The organism is Polaromonas sp. UBA4122 (assembly GCA_002381615.1).
Taxonomy (GTDB): domain Bacteria; phylum Pseudomonadota; class Gammaproteobacteria; order Burkholderiales; family Burkholderiaceae_C; genus Polaromonas.
This window is the reverse complement of sequence record DFWY01000084.1, coordinates 1-17,451: the sequence shown is the minus strand read 5'-3', so window position 1 is coordinate 17,451 and position 17,451 is coordinate 1. Positions and strand designations below refer to the sequence as shown.

Below are 17,451 nucleotides of genomic sequence, written 5' to 3'. Positions count from 1 at the left end.
GCGCGGCGCTCGTTGGCCCCCACACTTTTTACTTCGTGTAATGTACGAGGCCTTGCAGGCCGCAACTCGCAAGACGCTTTGCCTCTATCGCCTGTCCAGCCCTGCTCAAGCAGGCTTGGAGCCGCAGGCCCCAGCCCCTCGGGGGCGGAACCTGTTTCGGGCGGCCCGGCGGCGATCCAACCTAGGCGTCGCCACCAGTTTGGGTTTACGCTGCTGGAGCTGCTGGTGGTCATCAGCATCATCGCCATTGCATCGGCCGGGGTGAGTTTTGCCATTCGCGACAGTGCCCAGACGGCGCTGGACCGCGACGGTGAGCGGCTGGCTGCGCTGCTGGAGTCGGGCCGCGCGCTCTCGCGCACCAGTGGCCGGGCACTGCGCTGGCGCGACACACCGCAAGGCTTCAGCTTCGAGGGGCTCAACGCCGACAACCTGCCTCAGAACTGGCTGAACCCGCAAACTGCGGTCCAGTGGGACGCGGGGACCAACCCACAAGTGCTGACGCTCGGCCCCGAACCCATCATCGAGCCGCAGGCCATCACCCTGGTGCAGGAAGGCCACAAGCTGCGCATCGCAACCAACGGGCTGCGTCCCTTTGCAGTCCAGGCCGCGCCCTAAACCGTGTTCTTAGCCATGCCGCGGATGCCCGCTCAGCCAGCTCGCGGTTTCACGCTGATTGAGGTGCTGGTCGCCCTCGCCATAGTCGCCATTGCCCTGTCCGCCGGCGTACAGGCCAGCAGCGCACTCATCCACAACGGGCAGCGCCAAAGCGACACTTTGCTGGCCCAGCTCTGTGCGGAAAACGAACTCATCAAGATGCGCCTGTCCAGGCAAATGCCGGGGGTGGGTGACAGCGACTTCACCTGCGAGCAAGCCGGGCGCAGCTTCGGCGGAACGCTGTCAGTCTTTGCCACGCCGAATCCGAGCTTCCGCCGTGTCGAGGCCCGCGTGCGCGACGGTACCGATGCATCCGCCCACCCGCTGCTGACGGTAGCCACCGTGGTAGGACGCTTCTGATGGCAGCCTCCCTTCGCCCGGCACGCGGCTTCACCTTGATCGAGCTCTTGGTTGCCCTCACCGTGATGGCCCTGCTCGCGCTGCTGAGCTGGCGCGGCATCGATGGCATGGTCCGCGTGCAGGTCGACATGCGCGAGCGCATGGACGGTGTGGTCAGCCTGCAGACCGGCCTGACACAGTGGTCGGCAGACCTCGACGCAGTGGTGGAAACGGGACAGGTCAGCGGCGTTGACTACGACGGCGGGGTGCTGCGCCTCACCCGGCGCGACACCACCATTGCCGACAGCCCCGTGCGCGTCGTGGGCTGGGCCCGCCGCGTGATCGACGACCAGCATGGTGGCAGGGGCAGCTGGGCGCGCTGGCAGTCGCGCCCCCTGCGCACCCGAGCCGAACTGCAGGTAGCTTGGGCGCAGGCCCAACTCTGGGCCCAAAACCCGAGCGATGTGGAAAAACGGCGCGAGGTCGCAGTGGTCGGCCTGGACCAATGGCAGGTGTTTTACTACCGCAACGACGCCTGGAGCAACCCGCTGTCCACGGCCGGCGCGGCAAGCACCAACACGCCCACCGGTGCAGCCGGTTCTGCCGGGCCGGCCAGCAGCGCCCTCGCGCCTTTGCCCGACGCCATCCGGCTAGTACTGACCCTGTCAGCCGGCCAGCCCCTGACGGATGTCCTGACGAAGGACTGGATACGCCCCGTCCTCGGCGGAGGGAAATCGTGAGCCCGGCACGCCGAAGTCGCGGTGCGGCGCTGCTCGCGGCCATGCTCACCGTGACGCTGGTGGCGAGCTTCGCGGCGACTGCGTTGTGGCAGCAGTGGCGGGCCGTGGAAATTGAAAGCGCGGAGCGCTCGCGGGTACAGGCGGCGTGGATACTTACCGGCGCGCTGGACTGGGCCCGCCTGATCCTGCGGGAAGACGCCCGTAGTAGCGGCGGCGCCGATTATTTGGCCGAGCCCTGGGCCGTGGCATTGCAGGAAGCGCGGCTCTCCAGCTTTCTGGCCGCCGACAAAAACAGTTCCGCCAGCGACAGCGCCGACAATCAGCTCGATGTATTCCTGTCAGGCCAGATCGAAGACATGCAGTCGCGACTGAACGTGACAAACCTGATAAAGCCTACAAACCTGACGGATGCCAGCAAGGTGTCCGAGCCGGACCTGCTCTCTTTCGCCAGGCTGTTCGATTTGCTTGGCCTGCCACAGCCCGAGCTGCTCAAACTGGCCGAGAACCTGAGCCTTGCCAGCGACCAGCGCCCCGGCAACCCCTCCAGCGCCGTCGCCCCGCTAATGCCCCAGCGGCTGGAACAACTGGCTTGGCTCGGTTTGTCGCAGACGAGCATTGCGCGTCTCAGGCCCTATGTCAGCCTACTGCCCACGCGTACACCGGTCAATCTCAATACCGCGAGCGCCGAAGTGATTTATGCAAGCATTCCTGGCCTTGAGATGGCCCAGGCCCAGCGCCTGGTGGATGAACGCGCACGCAGCTACTTCCGCACTCTGAGCGACGCCGGCCGCTTCATTGGCGAACTCGCCGGGCGCGTCACTGAAGGCCAGCACAGTGTGGCAACGCGCTTCTTTGAAGTGCGCGCACATCTGCGAATGGAGCACACGCTGATTGAGGAGCGTTCCCTGCTGCAGCGCGACGGTCTTGATGTCAAGACGCTGTGGCGTGACCGGGCTGCGCTTGACCCCCCGCCCGCAACGGCCACAGCCGGTGCACAACCCCTACAATGACCCACTTGATGACCCACTCTCCATGCTTTCGCTGATCGTTGCTCTTGCGTCCCCCACGACCGCCGTGGGGGAGTACCGTTTTGCGCTGTCGAACGACGCTGCGCCCGAGTTGCAGCGCGCGGACGCAGGCTCCGGCGCGAATAGCGCATTGGCCGATCACGGCAGCGCGCCGCTGGCCCTGCTGCCACGCGCAGGCGAAGTGGTGGCGGTGGTTCCAACGCGCATGCTGTCCTGGCACCGGATCGTCTTGCCCAAGGTCAACAGCGCCCGCCTGCGCAACGCTCTCGAAGGCATACTCGAAGAGCGCCTGCTCGATGAGCCGCAAAACCTGCACTTCGCCCTGGCTCCTGGTGCAACGCAGGGCAGCAGCGTATGGGTGGCAGCCTGCAACAAGGCTTGGCTGCAAGCGGCTCTGCAGGCCTTTGAATCCGCGGGGCGACCCGTGGCGCGGGTGGTGCCCGAATATGCCCCACTGCCTGCGGGCAGCCCACCCACCCTGCATGTGACCGGCACACCCGACAGCGCCTGGCTGGTGCGTTGCGCGGACGACGGCGTACAGATGCTGCCGCTGGTACCCACCGTGCGTGGGGCTTTGAGTTTGGGTGATGAGGCCAGCATTGAGGGCGCAGACAGCCCAATCTTTGCAGAGCCGGCCGTGGCGGCGCTGACCGAGCAACTGCTGGGTGGCAAGGTGCAGGTCCGGCACAGCGCCCAGGGTCTGGTGGCCGCCGCGCGCTCGAACTGGAACCTGGCGCAGTTCGATCTGGCCTCCACGGGAGGCATAAGACTGGCCAGGCGCGCCGCGCAGGCTTGGGCCCAATGGGTTGGCAGCGCCGCGTGGCGACCGGCCCGCTGGGGCTTGGCCGCCTTGATGCTGGTCCATCTGCTTGGCTTCAATGCCTGGGCCTGGAAAGAACGCTCGGCCCTGGAGGCCAAGCGCGGGGAAGTTCGCAGCCTGCTGACACAGACCTTCCCCAAGGTGCCAGTGGTGGTGGACGCTCCAGTGCAGATGGAGCACGAAGTCGCGGCCCTGCGCCAGGCGACTGGCGCGGTGTCCAGCCGCGACCTGGAGCCCATGCTGGCAACCATTGCCGAAAATGTTCAGACGGCGGGGCCACCTTCCGCTATTGAATTTGCAGCGAATGAATTGACACTCAAGGGATTCCAAGCGCCGCCAGCCAAAGCGAGCGGCCTGGCCAAGGGGCTGGCGGCCGCCGGTTACAGCAGCCGCGTGGACGGCGAGACCTGGGTGGTACGGGCCGACGCCAAAGCCGCTGCCGGAGCACGGCCATGATCGCCGGCGCGTCGTCCACTTTCTCTACCGCCTTGCAGCGCGGCCAAGCCGCCTGGACCGCCCTGCCGGCGCGCGAACGCCTGCTGCTGGGCTCGACGCTCGCCGTGCTTGTGTTGGCCATGCTCTGGTGGGTCGGCTTGGCCCCGGCACTCGACGCCTTGCACAATTCCGAATCGCGCCACCGCAGCCTGGACGCCCAGCTGCAATCCATGCGCGCGCTAGCAGCCGAGGCCGGCAGCCTGCAAGCCCTGCCCCGCATCAAGACCGATGACAGTCTCAAGGCGCTTGATCTCGCTGTCAAGCAACGCCTGGGCGCCACGGCACAGCTGACCGTGGTGGGTGAACGCGCCACCGTCACACTCAAAGGGGCGTCCGCCGAAGCGCTGACCCAGTGGCTGGCCCAGGCGCGCAGCAACGCCCGGGCCCTGCCGACGGAAGCGCACCTGAGCCTGAATGCCGCGCACACCGGATGGGACGGCAGTGTGGTCCTCGCACTGCCGCCGCCATGAAGCCAACACCTCTCAGTTTCAGTCGCCCTTTCGGTCGCAGTTCCAGCCGCCCGTCCGTCCAGCCTGCCCTGCGCTTTGCCGCTTGGGCCTGGTGCGGCGCGCTGGTCGGTGCCCTGCTCGCCCTGGCCTTGTTTGCCCCAGCCCGCTGGCTGGCCGATGCCGTGGCCGGTAGCACCCGGCAGCAGCTCCTGCTGACCGAGCCGCGTGGCACCGTCTGGCAAGGGTCCGCCAGGCTGGTGCTGACGGGTGGCGCCGACAGCCAGGACATTGCCGCATTGCCCGGCCGGGTGCAATGGACCCTGCGACCCAGCCTCACGGGACTGCGTTTTAGCCTGCTGGCAGAATGCTGCACGCCCGAGGCCCTGCAGTTGCGCGCGACGCCGCGCCTGGGCGGTTTGCGGCTCGAACTGGCGGATGCGCAGTCCCAGTGGCCGGCCGACGTACTGGCAGGCCTGGGCACCCCCTGGAACACACTCCAGCCCATGGGCCAGCTGCGTTTGCAAAGCCATGGGCTAAACGCCGAATGGAACGCGGGTCGCCTTCTCGTGGCGGGCAGCGCCGTGCTGGAAGCGCGAAATATAAGTTCGCGCCTATCCACCCTGCGCCCCATGGGCAGTTACCGCTTGACGCTGCAGGGCGGGCCATCGATCAGCCTGACACTCGAAACGCTCGAAGGCAGCCTGCAACTGACTGGCAGCGGCCAGTGGGTCGGCTCGCGCCTGCGCTTTTCGGGCGAGGCCAGCGCCGCGCCGGAGCGCGAAGCCGCTTTGGCGAATTTACTCAATATCATTGGCAGGCGCAACGGCCCGCGCTCGATCATCACCATAGGTTAAGCTTCATGAAAAGATTTGCTCCGTTTTTTATAGCATTCAGCGCCCTTCTGGCCTTGAATCCTGGCGTCCTGCATGCAAAAAGTCCGGCAGCGCCGCGCGCCGACGAGCCAGTGACGCTGAGCTTCGTCAATGCCGACATCGCCGAGGTGGCGCGCACCATCGGCGTCATCACCGGGCGCAGCGTGGTGGTGGACCCGCGCGTGCATGGCACGATGAACCTGAACACAGACAAGCCCGTCTCCAAGGCCGCCGCCTACGATCAATTCCTGGCCACCTTGCGACTGCAGGGTTTCACCGTCGTGGAATCGGCGGGCCTGTACAAAGTGATACCCGAGGCCGATGCCAAGCTGCAAGCCGGCAGCGTCAACGCGGGTGCGCTCAGTGGCCCCGGCAACCAGATCGTGACGCAAATCTTTCGTCTGAATTACGAAACGGCCAACAACCTGGTGCCCGTGCTGCGCCCGCTGATCAGCCCCAACAACACCATTAACGTGAATCCGGGCAACAACTCGCTGGTGATTACCGACTACACCGACAACCTGCAGCGCATGGCGCGCATTATTGCGGCACTGGATGTTCCAAACGCGAGCGACCTCGAAATCATTCCGCTAAAGCACGCCATCGCGGCCGATATCGTGCCGCTGGTGACACGGCTGATGGAGTCTGGCCCGGCCAGCGCGGTGGGCCAGGGCCAGGCCGACACCTCGTTCAAGACCACCATCTTGGCCGAGCCGCGCAGCAACACGGTCATAGTACGCGCGGCCAACCCCGCACGCACCGCGCTCGCGCGCGCGCTGGTGGAAAGGCTAGACCAACCGGGAGGCGTCAGCGGCAACATCCACGTGGTCAACCTGAAAAATGCCGACGCCACCAAACTTGCTGTAACTTTAAGAGCAGCACTTTCAGGTGAAACGAGGACTGCTGGCGTTGCTGGCGCTGCAGCACCGGCCGCGGCGGCTTCGGCCCAGCCCTCGACCGGCGGACAAATCCAGGCCGACCCGGCCACCAATTCACTCATCATCAGCGCACCGGAGCCGCAATACCGCCAGCTGCGCGCTGTGATTGACCAGCTCGACGGGCGGCGTGCGCAGGTCTTCGTGGAAAGTCTGATTGCCGAGGTCAATGCCGACAAGGCGGCCGAATTCGGCATCCAGTGGCAGGGCGTGCTCGGGCAAAAGGGCGCGGGCACAGTGGGTGTTCTGGGCACCAATTTCGGCAGCGGCGGCAAAAACATCATCACGCTTGCGTCGCAGGGGGCCAGCGGTTCTGTCGCACCGGGCACGGGTATCAACTTGGGTCTCCTTAACAAGACCGCCGGCATATACGTGCTCGGCTTCCTCGCGAACTTCCTGGAGTCGACCGGCGACGGCAATATCCTGTCCACACCTAATTTGCTGACCCTGGACAACGAGGAGGCCAAGATCGTCATCGGCCAGAACGTGCCCTTTGTGACCGGCCAGTACACCAACAACAATTCGGGCGGCAGTGGCTCGGTCAACCCCTTCCAGACCATCGAGCGCAAGGACGTGGGCCTGACCCTTCGCGTGAAGCCGCAGATCAGCGAGAACGGCACCGTCAAGCTGCAGATATTCCAGGAGGTGTCCAGCGTGCAGCCCTCGTCGATCAACTCCAGTACCGGGCTGATCACCAACAAGCGCTCAATCGAGTCCAATGTGCTGGTGGATGACGGCGCCATCGTGGTGCTCGGCGGCCTGCTGCAAGACGAGTATGCCGGCAACCAGGACAAGATTCCGGGCGTGGGCGATGTCCCCTTCTTCGGCAACCTGTTCAAGAGCGAAAGCCGCAGCCGCAAGAAGACCAACCTCATGGTTTTCCTGCGCCCGGTGGTGGTACGCGACGCGCAGGTCAGCGATGCGCTCTCGCTGGACCGCTATGAACTGATGCGGGCGGCGCAAAAAGATGCCCAACCTGCTCCGAGCAAGCTGGTGCCCATCAATGAGGCACCCGTGCTGCCACCGCAGTTGCCGGCTCAGTTACCCCCCGCTCAGCCGCGGCAAACACCGCCCGCCTGGTAAGCATGCGCTACTTGCTGCCCTACGCTTTTGCGCGCACACACCAGCTGCTGCTGGGCGAGGACGCGGGCCAACTGATCCTGTGGCTGCACGCTGCGAGCGACCGGCAGGCCCTGAGCGAGGTGCTGCGCCGGTACGAGGTGCAGGCGGTTGAAACCCTGGCCACTGAGACGCTGGCCCAACGCATCAGCAGTGCCTACGCGCAGGGCGAGTCCAGTGCGGCCACTGTAGTGAGTGAGGTCGAGTCCGACGCCGACCTGTCGCGCATGATGCAGGAACTGCCCGCCGTGGAGGACTTGCTCGAAACGTCTGACGACGCGCCCATCATCCGCATGCTCAATGCCTTGCTCACGCAGGCCGCGCGCGACGGTGCAAGCGACATCCACATTGAGCCCTACGAGCGGCATTCCTCAGTGCGCTTTCGCGTAGACGGCACGCTGCGCGAGGTGGTGCAGCCCAACCGCGCCCTGCATGCTGCACTGATCTCGCGCCTGAAGATCATGGCCGAGCTGGACATCGCCGAAAAGCGCTTGCCGCAGGACGGGCGCATCTCGCTGCGCATTGGCACGCGGGCCGTGGACGTGCGTGTCTCCACCCTGCCCAATGCGCACGGCGAACGCGCCGTGCTGCGCCTGCTGGACAAAAGCGGGAGCAGACTCACCCTGCCCGCAGTGGGCATGCAGGGCGACACCCTGGAGCGCTTTGAGAGCCTGATTGCCCAGCCGCACGGCATCATTCTGGTGACCGGACCCACGGGCTCCGGCAAGACCACCACCCTGTATGCCGCCCTGGGCAAACTCGACGCGTCCAGCGCCAACATCATGACGGTGGAAGACCCGATCGAATACGAGCTGCCGGGCGTCGGCCAAACGCAGGTCAACCCCAAGATCGACCTCGACTTTGCCAAAGCCCTGCGTGCCATCCTGCGCCAGGACCCTGACATCATCATGATCGGCGAAATCCGCGACTTTGAAACGGCGCAGATCGCCATCCAGGCCTCGCTCACCGGCCACCTCGTGCTGGCCACGCTGCATACCAACGATGCTGCCAGCGCCGTCACACGCCTGACCGACATGGGCGTGGAGCCCTTTCTGTTGAGCTCTTCCCTGCTGGGTGTACTTGCGCAGCGCCTGGTGCGCAAACTGTGCAGGCATTGCAAAGGTGCGGGTTGTGTCGAATGCGGTGATACCGGCTACAGCGGCCGCACCGGTGTATTTGAACTGCTGGTGACCAACGAAGCCATCCGCGCGCTGATTCACCGCCAAACCGGCGAGGCCGACATCCGCAACGCCGCCGTCGCCCAGGGCATGACGCTCATGCGCGAAGACGGCGAAAGACTGGTCGCCACGGGCGTGACCTCCCGCGAAGAACTGGTGCGCGTGACGCGAGATTAAACACCATGCCCGCCTTTTCATTCGAAGCCCTTGACGCAGACGGACGGACCGCCAAAGGCGTCATCGAAGCAGACACCGCGCGGGCTGCGCGTGGGCTGCTGCGTGCTCGGGGCCTGGTGCCGCTGGGCGTGGATGCGGTCGCGTACGGGGCGAGCGATGCCGATCACGCGAGCCGCCAGGGCCTGTCGCTCAACCCGACCCTGTGGCGCTCGCGCGTGTTCAACGCCGCGGCGCTGGCGATCTGGACGCGCCAGCTTGCGGGGCTGGTGGCCGCGGGCCTGCCGCTGGAGCGGGCCCTCACGGCGCTGGCCGACGAGGCCGGGGACGAGCGGCAACGGGGACTCGTTGCCGCGCTGCGCGCGGAAGTCAACGCCGGCTCCAGCTTTGCCAAATCGCTAGGCCAGTACCCGCGCGAGTTCTCCGACATTTATGTAGCGGTGGTGGGCGCTGGCGAGCAAAGCGGCAACTTGGGGCTGGTGCTGGAGCGCCTGGCTACCGACCTCGAAGAACGTCTGGCCCTGCAGGCCAAGCTGGTGGGCGCGGCGCTGTACCCAGCCATCGTGACCTGTGTGGCGTTCGTCATCGTCCTGTTCCTGGTGGGCTATGTGGTGCCGCAGGTGGCCAATGTATTTGCGGGCAGCAAGCGCGCCCTGCCTTGGCTCACGGTGGCCATGCTGTCCATCAGCCAGTTTGTACGGACCTATGGCGTCTGGATGCTGTTTGCTATTTTTTTAGTAGCACTCGGTGTCCGCTACGCTTTGACTATGGAGGGTTTTCGCTTGCGATTTGATGCCGCGTGGCTGAATCTGCCGATCATCGGCAAGCTGGCGCGCAGCTACAACGCAGCGCGCTTTGCCTCCACGCTGGCCATGCTGGCGGCCGCGGGTGTGCCGATTCTCAAGGCCCTGCAGGCCGCCGCTGAAACGCTGCACAACCGTGCCATGCGCGCCGACGCGCTCGACGCCCTGGTACTGGTGCGCGAAGGCGCGCCGCTGGCTTCCGCGCTGGCGGGCAAAAAGCGCTTTCCCGGGCTGCTGCCCATGTTCGCCCGCCTGGGAGAGCAGACCGGCACGCTGGCCGTCATGCTGCTGCGCGCCGCCACCCAACTCAGCACCGAGGTCCAGCGCCGAGCCATGCAACTCGCCACCATCCTGGAGCCGCTGCTGATTGTGGCCATGGGCGCGGTTGTGATGCTGATCGTGCTGGCTGTACTGCTGCCCATCATCCAACTCAACCAGCTGGTGCGCTAGATTCGGCACCCTGTTTTCTCCTGGATGCGGCCGGTTTGAAGGAAATACCCACACCTAAAAAGTCGTGCCTGCGGCGTACCTTTGTGGACGTGAAAAAAACAAAAAAGCCCCGTAACACTAGGGCTGGCGGGGCTTTCAGGGTGTTTCTGTAAACCGTTATGGACGGTTAAAAACACAGTTTGGCGGAACTGAACTTGCCCCTGTTGGACGTACCGCTTAGTCACTTCATTATGCGGCCTTCAATAGCTGTGTCGCGTGCCAGCTTTTCTCATAGTGATCTTGCCCCCGAAAAACGTACTTCTTAGCCGATGATTAAGTCCAGTGATCGGAGATTACGAATTGATAAAATGCAAAGAAGGACAAATCCGGGGCAGATAGAATTTGGAATTCAAACTGAGCTGAGAGCACCGACGACCGGCCGCTTTGTAGTGCTACGACCGACCGGCTGTATCTGGCCGATGGCGCTGGCAGAGGTCGCCTATCGAGGCCAGTAGGCCCATGTCAACTGCAGGCATACTCCTGTGGGGGCAGGGGGGACACTAATATATAAGCGGCTGTGAATTTCCATTATTGAGAGTGCTCCATGACTGAATCACCCCTTGCCCCCCTCTTCGAACGTTACTTTAGCGTTGTTCCCGCCAATACCGGGAATCTGCTCGAAAAAGTCTACCAGCTACGCCACCAGGTTTATTGCGATGAGCTTGGCTATGAGCAGCAACGTGCGAGCCAGTTGGAGCTTGACGAGTACGACAAGCGATCAATTCACTGCCTCCTGTTTCACAAATCCAGCCAGACCTATGTCGGCTGTATTCGCCTGATTCTGGCTGCCAGCCAAAAACCTGACATGCCGTTCCCGTTTGAGCATGCCTGCGGCGAGTCGCTTCAGTGGGACTTTGACAGCTCGGCCGCAACGTCTCGCCGGAAAAACGGTGAAATCTCCCGACTGGCCATTACCGCCAACTTTCGTCGTCGTCGAGGTGTAGCAAGCGTTCCTGATGGCGGGAGCGAGAACTTTGATGCCAGCACTGAAAATGAGCGACGCCTCTTTCCCACTGTCGCACTAGGTCTTTATGTGGCAATTGCCGTCATCGGTCTGAATCAGGGACTCGATGGTGTTTTTGCCATGATGGAGCCTCGACTGGCCCGTCAGCTGCGCCGCTTCGGCATACTTTTCCAACAAGTAGGCGCAGAGGTTGACCATCGCGGAATACGGGCTCCGTTCTTCATCAGCCGTGACAAGATCTTCAACAATCTAAAACCGGAGTATCGGGTGCTGCTGAACAACATTCAAAACCAGTTCAATCTCGCCTCTCAGCATGTGCAGTAGAGATGAGCGTCATCTCATGGCCAGTGCTTGTGGAATCCCTGAAGTCAAATGTCAACTGCTGCTCCACACCAATGACCAGTTGAGGCAAAATTATGTTGTCACTGATGAGACTCTGGCCAGCCTGCCGGTGATTGACTGACCACCCATTTCAAGGCCCACAGTTAACGCCAGCGCCATGTTGCTGCAGGTGGGGCCTGGTCACCGATCGTCGGCAGGCTGGTCAACTACTGACCGGTACTAACAACTGCCGATTAATTTTCCTGTGGAACCGCGGCTAATAGCAGCAACTTCAACCATTTTATTTATGTTGGGTAGGATGCTGGGTATCAACGACTACAAAAGAAAACCCCCAAGTAGATCAACTACTTGGGGCTCTAATTGGCGGAAACGGAGGGATTCGAACCCTCGATGAGGCTCTACACCCCATACTCCCTTAGCAGGGGAGCACCTTCGGCCACTCGGTCACGTTTCCAATAGCTTAATTATCTCACGACTTCAGGACCTGTTTGAGGCGACGGGCTGGTCCAGATCAAAAGCCTTGTGCAGCGCACGCACGGCCAGCTCCATGTATTTCTCGTCAATCACGACCGAGGTCTTGATTTCGCTGGTGGAGATCATCTGGATGTTGATGCCCTCTTCACTCAAAACTCGGAACATCTTGCTGGCAATACCCACATGGCTGCGCATGCCGATGCCCACAATGCTGACCTTGCAAATCTTGGCGTCGCCGGTGACTTCCTGCGCGCCCAGCGCGGGCAACACCTTGGCCTTGAGCAGGTCCACAGCCTTGGCGTAGTCGTTGCGGTGCACGGTAAAGCTGAAGTCGGTTTTACCGTCTCTGCTGATGTTCTGAATGATTACATCAACTTCGATGTTGGCGTCGGCGACGGCGCCTACGATCTGGTAGGCAATACCTGGGGTGTCTGGCACACCGAGTACGGAAATTTTGGCTTCATCGCGGCTGAAAGCGATGCCCGATATGATGGCTTGTTCCATGTTTTCGTCTTCCTCAAAACTGATCAAAGTGCCTGACGCGGCTTCTTCGTTGATGTCAATGTCCCAGTCCGTGAAGCTGGACAGCACACGCAGCGGCACCTTGTACTTGCCAGCAAACTCAACCGAGCGGATCTGCAGCACCTTGGAGCCCATGGAGGCCATCTCCAGCATCTCTTCAAAACTCACGGTATGCAGTCGGCGCGCTTCGGGCACCACGCGCGGGTCGGTCGTGTAGACACCGTCCACATCGGTATAGATCAGGCACTCATGGGCTTTCAATGCCGCCGCAATCGCCACGGCCGATGTGTCTGAACCGCCGCGGCCCAGCGTGGTGACGTTGCCGCCCTCATCCACGCCCTGAAAGCCAGTGATGATCACGACCTTGCCGGCGTCCAAATCAGCGCGCACCCGCTCGTCGTCAATCGACTCGATGCGGGCCTTGGTGAAGTCGCTGTTGGTTTTGATGGTGACTTGCCAGCCGGCATAGCTCACGGCCTGCAGGCCTTCAGCCTGCAGCGCAATGGCCAGCAACGCGCTGGAGGCCTGTTCGCCGGTGGCAGCCAGAGCGTCGAGCTCACGGCCGTAGGCATCACCGGGCCTGGCGGGCGCCAGCTCTTTGGCGAGGCCCAGCAGACGATTGGTTTCGCCACTCATGGCGCTGGGAACGACGACCATTTGGTTGCCGGCCCGCGCCCACTTGGCAACGCGCTTGGCCACATTGCGGATGCGCTCGGTCGAGCCCATTGATGTGCCGCCGTATTTATGAACGATCAAAGCCATTGCAGGATGTCAATCAGGAGTTTGTTGCGAACTTTGTTTTTTTGCGGGAAATCGCTGTTAAAAGCGCCCCAGTAGCGCGCCTTTGTAGCAGGCTATTGGCCAGCCGCAAAGCCCTCGATTATACCGAGGACTGCCCCCAATTTAGCCCGGCTCGTCCGCCCCTGCGGTGTAGTGCAGCACGGGCCCTAGCCGCGTCACGTGACCGGTGGCCACCTTGAGGTGAATCTGGTGCCCGCGGGTGGTGCATGCCGCAATTTGCACCAGCAACTGCTCAAGCTGCGCAGCACTGGGCGTGGCCCGGTGCTGCAGCAGCAGCCAGTGGCGCAGGACATTGGCCTGGCGTCGTTGCGATAAAACCTGTAAAGCCTGAATGGCCGGCGGCGTGCCAACCGCAGCCAAATCCTGCCGGGCGACTTCCAGCAGCAAAGCCTGCGCCTGCGCGGCATGCTGGGCACTGCGTGCAAAGGTGGCGCGAAACTGCGGAAAGGCCTCCGCCAGCGCAGGCAACAGGCGCGCCCGAATGCGATTGCGGGTGTAGCGTTCGTCGGTGTTGCTCGGGTCATCGACAAAAGGGATCTGCTGCTGCACCAGCCATTCGCGCAAACTCGCTGCAGGGGTTTGCAGCAGCGGGCGGTAAAACACCACCCCTTCGCGCTCAAACTGCGCCGGCATGGACGCGAGACCCGGCAAACCGGCACCACGGCTGAGCGCCAGCAACAGGGTTTCAACCTGGTCATCAGCATGCTGGCCCAGCAGCACACCGCCCAGGCCCCGCTGCTTTGCCGCACCCGCCAGCGCCGCGTAGCGCGCCCGCCGCGCCGCGTCTTCAGGGCTTTCACCCGGCGCATGGCCAGCATCGACATGCAGAACATGCAGTGGTACCTGCAGGCCTGCACACACCGATTCGCAGACGCGCACAAAGCCGTCGGCGGCGGCCTGAAGACCATGATGAATATGAATGGCCTGAACCTGGCCGGGCCAGCACCGCGCAGCGGCCAGCAGCAATGCGGTGGAATCGGCACCGCCGCTGTAGGCCACGCCCAAAGGCAGCGCCAGGGAAGAAGGGCCCGCCAGCGCCAGCGAGGCGCGCAGCGCCGACAGTGCCGGATTTACTGGGTTCAAGGGATTCACCGCGCTCAGCGGCTCGGGGCGGCTGGCGGCTGGCCCTGCCGCCCAAGGCTTACTTGCTGGCGTCGGCTTTGGTATCGATGAAGCGGCCATAGCTTTGCAGGCGTTCGTAGCGACGGTCCAGCAATTCCTTGACGTTCAAATCGCTGACCTGCCGGAACGCATCGTTGAGCGCCCGCTTCAGGAAGGCTGCCATTTGCTTGGGGTCGCGGTGCGCGCCGCCCACCGGCTCGTTGACGATCTTGTCAATCACGCCCAGTGCCTTGAGCCGGTGCGCCGTGATGCCCATCGCTTCGGCGGCTTCCTGAGCCTTGTCTGAGGTTTTCCAGAGAATGGACGCACAGCCTTCGGGGCTGATGACGGCGTAAATAGAATACTGCAGCATCACCACCTGATCGGCCACCGAAATGGCCAGCGCGCCACCGGAGCCGCCTTCGCCGATGATGGTGGTGATGATGGGCACTTCGAGTTGCGCCATTTCAAAAATATTGCGGCCGATGGCTTCAGACTGGCAGCGCTCTTCGGCGTCAATGCCGGGGTAGGCGCCGGGCGTGTCCACAAACGTAAATACCGGGAGTTTGAATTTTTCGGCGGTTTTCATGAGGCGCAGCGCCTTACGGTAGCCCTCGGGCTTGCTCATGCCGAAATTGCGCAGGCCACGCTCCCGGGTGTCGCGCCCCTTCTGATGGCCCAGCACCATGCAGGCCGTGCCGTTGAAGCGGGCCAGGCCGCCCACAATGCTCAGGTCGTCGGCAAAATGCCGGTCGCCGTGCAGCTCCACAAAATCGGTGAAGATTTCACGGATGTAGTCGAGCGTATAAGGCCGCTCTGCATGGCGGGCGATCTTGGTGATTTGCCATGGCGTCAGAACACTGTAAATGTCTTTGGTGAGCTGCTGGCTCTTTTTGGCCAGCTGATCGATTTCTTCTGAAATATCGACCGCTGACTCGGTTTGCACGTAACGCAGTTCTTCAATTTTTCCTTCTAGGTCGGCAATCGGCTGCTCGAAATCGAGGAAGGTCTTTTTCGCCATGTTCTGCTCCTCAGGCTTTTTAAACTTAAATCTGCTCAGTTGTCGGCTGTGTAACCAGAACCGGCAACGGGTCCAAAGAGCGCCAAATATACCAAGTTGCCACGCTGCAGTATGGCGCCCAGGCGGCAGCCACTTCTTTGGCATCGCTGCGGCTGACGGATTCGCCGGAAAAATAGTTCTGGCTGATGCCGTTGATCAGACCGACATCGTCCAGCGGTAAAACGTTGGGGCGTATCAAGTAAAAAATCAGGAACATCTCGGCCGTCCAGCGGCCAATGCCCCGGATGGCCACCAGCTCGGCAATGATGGCGTCGTCGTCCATGGCCTGCCAGTCCTTCTCATGGACCGTACCCGCGTCAAATTGAATCGACAAATCGACCAGGTACTCCACCTTGCGCGCGCTCAGGCCCGCAGCCCGCATGTCGTCCACCTTGAGCCTGAGCACATGGGCAGGCGTCATTTTTTTGGGCAGCGCGGCAAAGCGGTGCCAGACCGTCTGGGCCGCCTTGACGGATATCTGCTGCCCCACAATGCTGCGCGCCAGCGTGCTGAAGGCGTCGCCGCGCGCCTGAAGGCAGGTGTCACCACACTGCGGGATCAGCCGTTTCATCACCCGGTCTTTTTTGACCAGGTGCTTGCAGGCCTCGGCCCAATACGCGGGCACAGTGGTAGCCGTGTCTGACGCATCAGCCATCTTCGTCAGCTCGATCAGTTCGGTACTGGCAGGGCCGCTTTTAACTATCTTTTTCATAGCTGCTTTCGCCCGCCCTGTATGGGCTGGAGGCAAAAATGGCTTGCAACTTTCACGATTGCACCTCCCAGGTGGTGCCCGCAGGCGAGTCTTTCAACACAATGCCCTTGGCCAGCAGCTCGTTGCGAATGCGGTCTGCCGCCGCAAAGTCCCTGGCTTTTTTGGCGCCGGCGCGCTGCGCAATCAGGGCCTGGATGCTGGCGTCGTCCAGCTCGGAGCCCGCCTGCAAGAAACCGGCTGGCGCGCTTTGCAGCAGGCCCAGACAGCTACCCAGGGCTTTTAGCAAACCGGCCAGTTCGGCTGAACGGGTCTTGTTGACTTCGCTGGCCAGCTCAAACAGCACGGCAATGGCTTCGGGCGTGCCAAAGTCTTCGTCCATGGCCGCCTTGAAGCGGGCGGTGTAGGAATTGACCAAGGGCTCGGCCCAGTCAATCGTCACCGCGGCAGGCGTAATGAGGTCGAGAGCGGTGTACAGGCGTTTGAGCGAATTGCGGGCGTCGTCCAGATGCGCATCGCTGTAATTCAAAGGACTCCGGTAGTGCGCACGAATGATGAAAAAGCGCACCGTCTCGGCGTCGTACTTGGTCAGGATTTCGCGGATGGTGAAAAAATTTCCCAGCGATTTGGACATCTTTTCGTTGTCCACGCGCACAAAGCCGTTGTGCATCCAGATGCGGGCCAGCGGCTTGCCGAAGGCGCCTTCCGACTGGGCGATCTCGTTCTCGTGGTGCGGGAACTGCAGGTCGGCACCGCCGCCATGAATGTCAAACGACTCCCCCAGCAACTGGCAAGCCATGGCCGAGCATTCAATGTGCCAGCCCGGACGGCCAGGGCCATAGGCGCTGGCCCATTGGGCGTCAGCCGGCTCAGTCGGCTTGGCGCTTTTCCACAACACGAAATCCAGCGGATCGTCCTTGCCATCGAGCACCTCCACCCGTTCGCCAGCGCGCAGTTCGTCAAGCGACTTGCCTGAGAGCTTGCCGTAGCCTGCAAACTTGCGCACGGCATAGTTCACGTCGCCCTTGTTCTGGCCGGTTTGGGACTGGTAGGCCAGACCCTTTTTTTCTAGCGTGCCGATCAGGCTGAGCATTTGCGGGACGAATTCGGTGGCACGCGGCTCATGCGTGGGGCGCTCTATGCCCAGCGCGTCGGCATCCTGATGCAGCGCCTCGACCATGCGGTCGGTCAGCGAGCGTATGGTTTCGCCGTTTTCAACCGCCCGCTTGATGATCTTGTCGTCAATGTCGGTCACGTTGCGCACATAAGTGACCTGCAAGCCAGTTAAGCGGAGCCAGCGCTGGACCACGTCAAAAGCCACCATGGCGCGCGCATGGCCCAAGTGGCAGAGGTCATACACCGTCATGCCGCACACATACATGC

Annotated in this window: 16 protein-coding genes and 1 tRNA gene; 11 read left to right on the top strand and 6 right to left on the bottom strand. The window is 62.6% G+C overall.

Annotated elements, in window-relative coordinates:
- The 11 genes from B3F77_RS11370 to B3F77_RS11320 form a co-directional block, all read left to right on the top strand.
- The coding region (locus B3F77_RS11370) for a prepilin-type N-terminal cleavage/methylation domain-containing protein (RefSeq protein WP_414703001.1) at nt 1–615 on the top strand (615 nt) is incomplete at its 5' end.
- A gap of 15 nt (nt 616–630) precedes the next feature.
- The gene (gene gspI, locus B3F77_RS11365; protein ID WP_293605067.1) at nt 631–1,014 is read left to right on the top strand and encodes a type II secretion system minor pseudopilin GspI; all 384 of its coding nucleotides are present in this window, start codon (nt 631–633) and stop codon (nt 1,012–1,014) included.
- Entirely contained in the window at nt 1,014–1,733 is a 720-nt protein-coding gene (locus B3F77_RS11360) for a PulJ/GspJ family protein (protein ID WP_293605066.1), read from the top strand. Before gspI ends, B3F77_RS11360 begins: the two co-directional genes overlap by 1 nt.
- On the top strand, nt 1,730–2,743 hold the full coding sequence (gspK, locus tag B3F77_RS11355) for a type II secretion system minor pseudopilin GspK (RefSeq protein ID WP_293605065.1): 1,014 nt from the start codon (nt 1,730–1,732) through the stop codon (nt 2,741–2,743). Before B3F77_RS11360 ends, gspK begins: the two co-directional genes overlap by 4 nt.
- Before the next feature lie 22 nt (nt 2,744–2,765).
- Entirely contained in the window at nt 2,766–4,037 is a 1,272-nt protein-coding gene (gene gspL / locus B3F77_RS11350; protein ID WP_293605064.1) for a type II secretion system protein GspL, read from the top strand.
- Nucleotides 4,034–4,546 carry a type II secretion system protein GspM gene (gspM, locus tag B3F77_RS11345; protein ID WP_293605063.1) on the top strand — a complete coding sequence of 171 codons (513 nt, stop codon included), beginning with the start codon at nt 4,034–4,036 and terminating at the stop codon, nt 4,544–4,546. Before gspL ends, gspM begins: the two co-directional genes overlap by 4 nt.
- Entirely contained in the window at nt 4,543–5,379 is an 837-nt protein-coding gene (gene gspN / locus B3F77_RS11340) for a type II secretion system protein N (RefSeq protein WP_293605062.1), read from the top strand. The genes gspM and gspN overlap by 4 nt, the downstream gene beginning before the upstream one ends.
- Nucleotides 5,380–5,384: 5 nt before the next feature.
- The gene (gspD, locus tag B3F77_RS11335; RefSeq protein WP_293605061.1) at nt 5,385–7,415 is read left to right on the top strand and encodes a type II secretion system secretin GspD; all 2,031 of its coding nucleotides are present in this window, start codon (nt 5,385–5,387) and stop codon (nt 7,413–7,415) included.
- 2 nt (nt 7,416–7,417) lie between these two features.
- Complete coding sequence (locus B3F77_RS11330) at nt 7,418–8,806, top strand: GspE/PulE family protein (RefSeq protein WP_293605060.1); 1,389 nt, start codon at nt 7,418–7,420, stop codon at nt 8,804–8,806.
- Between the two features lie 5 nt (nt 8,807–8,811).
- Nucleotides 8,812–10,056 (top strand): type II secretion system inner membrane protein GspF, encoded by a 1,245-nt coding sequence (gene gspF, locus B3F77_RS11325; RefSeq protein WP_293605059.1) that lies wholly within the window; start codon nt 8,812–8,814, stop codon nt 10,054–10,056.
- Between the two features lie 583 nt (nt 10,057–10,639).
- On the top strand, nt 10,640–11,383 hold the full coding sequence (locus tag B3F77_RS11320) for a PEP-CTERM/exosortase system-associated acyltransferase (RefSeq protein WP_293605058.1): 744 nt from the start codon (nt 10,640–10,642) through the stop codon (nt 11,381–11,383).
- A gap of 379 nt (nt 11,384–11,762) precedes the next feature.
- On the opposite strand, the gene B3F77_RS11315 is transcribed toward B3F77_RS11320, so the two are convergent.
- From B3F77_RS11315 to cysS, 6 genes are all read right to left on the bottom strand, one after another.
- Nucleotides 11,763–11,855, bottom strand: a tRNA-Ser gene (locus tag B3F77_RS11315).
- A 23-nt stretch (nt 11,856–11,878) separates the two neighbouring features.
- A complete protein-coding gene (locus B3F77_RS11310; protein ID WP_293605057.1) occupies nt 11,879–13,159 on the bottom strand; it encodes an aspartate kinase in 1,281 nt (426 codons plus the stop codon).
- A 141-nt stretch (nt 13,160–13,300) separates the two neighbouring features.
- Nucleotides 13,301–14,281 (bottom strand): tRNA lysidine(34) synthetase TilS, encoded by a 981-nt coding sequence (gene tilS, locus B3F77_RS11305; protein WP_293605056.1) that lies wholly within the window; start codon nt 14,279–14,281, stop codon nt 13,301–13,303.
- Between the two features lie 58 nt (nt 14,282–14,339).
- The gene (locus tag B3F77_RS11300) at nt 14,340–15,320 is read right to left on the bottom strand and encodes an acetyl-CoA carboxylase carboxyltransferase subunit alpha (protein ID WP_293605055.1); all 981 of its coding nucleotides are present in this window, start codon (nt 15,318–15,320) and stop codon (nt 14,340–14,342) included.
- A gap of 25 nt (nt 15,321–15,345) precedes the next feature.
- Nucleotides 15,346–16,071, bottom strand: a complete 726-nt coding sequence (locus B3F77_RS11295) for a DNA-3-methyladenine glycosylase family protein (protein ID WP_293605054.1) — start codon at nt 16,069–16,071, stop codon at nt 15,346–15,348.
- 52 nt (nt 16,072–16,123) lie between these two features.
- Nucleotides 16,124–17,451 (bottom strand): cysteine--tRNA ligase (cysS, locus tag B3F77_RS11290; RefSeq protein ID WP_293605053.1); only part of this gene is annotated, 1,328 nt, incomplete at its 5' end.

Bases quoted from the DNA above. Each gene is read 5' to 3' on its own strand.
- gspI (WP_293605067.1), top strand. From the start codon at position 631: ATGCCGCGGATGCCCGCTCAGCCAGCTCGCGGTTTCACGCTGATTGAG.
- B3F77_RS11360 (WP_293605066.1), top strand. From the start codon at position 1,014: ATGGCAGCCTCCCTTCGCCCGGCACGCGGCTTCACCTTGATCGAGCTC.
- gspL (WP_293605064.1), top strand. From the start codon at position 2,766: ATGCTTTCGCTGATCGTTGCTCTTGCGTCCCCCACGACCGCCGTGGGG.
- gspM (WP_293605063.1), top strand. From the start codon at position 4,034: ATGATCGCCGGCGCGTCGTCCACTTTCTCTACCGCCTTGCAGCGCGGC.
- gspN (WP_293605062.1), top strand. From the start codon at position 4,543: ATGAAGCCAACACCTCTCAGTTTCAGTCGCCCTTTCGGTCGCAGTTCC.
- gspD (WP_293605061.1), top strand. From the start codon at position 5,385: ATGAAAAGATTTGCTCCGTTTTTTATAGCATTCAGCGCCCTTCTGGCC.
- B3F77_RS11330 (WP_293605060.1), top strand. From the start codon at position 7,418: ATGCGCTACTTGCTGCCCTACGCTTTTGCGCGCACACACCAGCTGCTG.
- gspF (WP_293605059.1), top strand. From the start codon at position 8,812: ATGCCCGCCTTTTCATTCGAAGCCCTTGACGCAGACGGACGGACCGCC.
- B3F77_RS11320 (WP_293605058.1), top strand. From the start codon at position 10,640: ATGACTGAATCACCCCTTGCCCCCCTCTTCGAACGTTACTTTAGCGTT.
- B3F77_RS11310 (WP_293605057.1), bottom strand. From the start codon at position 13,159: ATGGCTTTGATCGTTCATAAATACGGCGGCACATCAATGGGCTCGACC.
- B3F77_RS11300 (WP_293605055.1), bottom strand. From the start codon at position 15,320: ATGGCGAAAAAGACCTTCCTCGATTTCGAGCAGCCGATTGCCGACCTA.
- B3F77_RS11295 (WP_293605054.1), bottom strand. From the start codon at position 16,071: ATGAAAAAGATAGTTAAAAGCGGCCCTGCCAGTACCGAACTGATCGAG.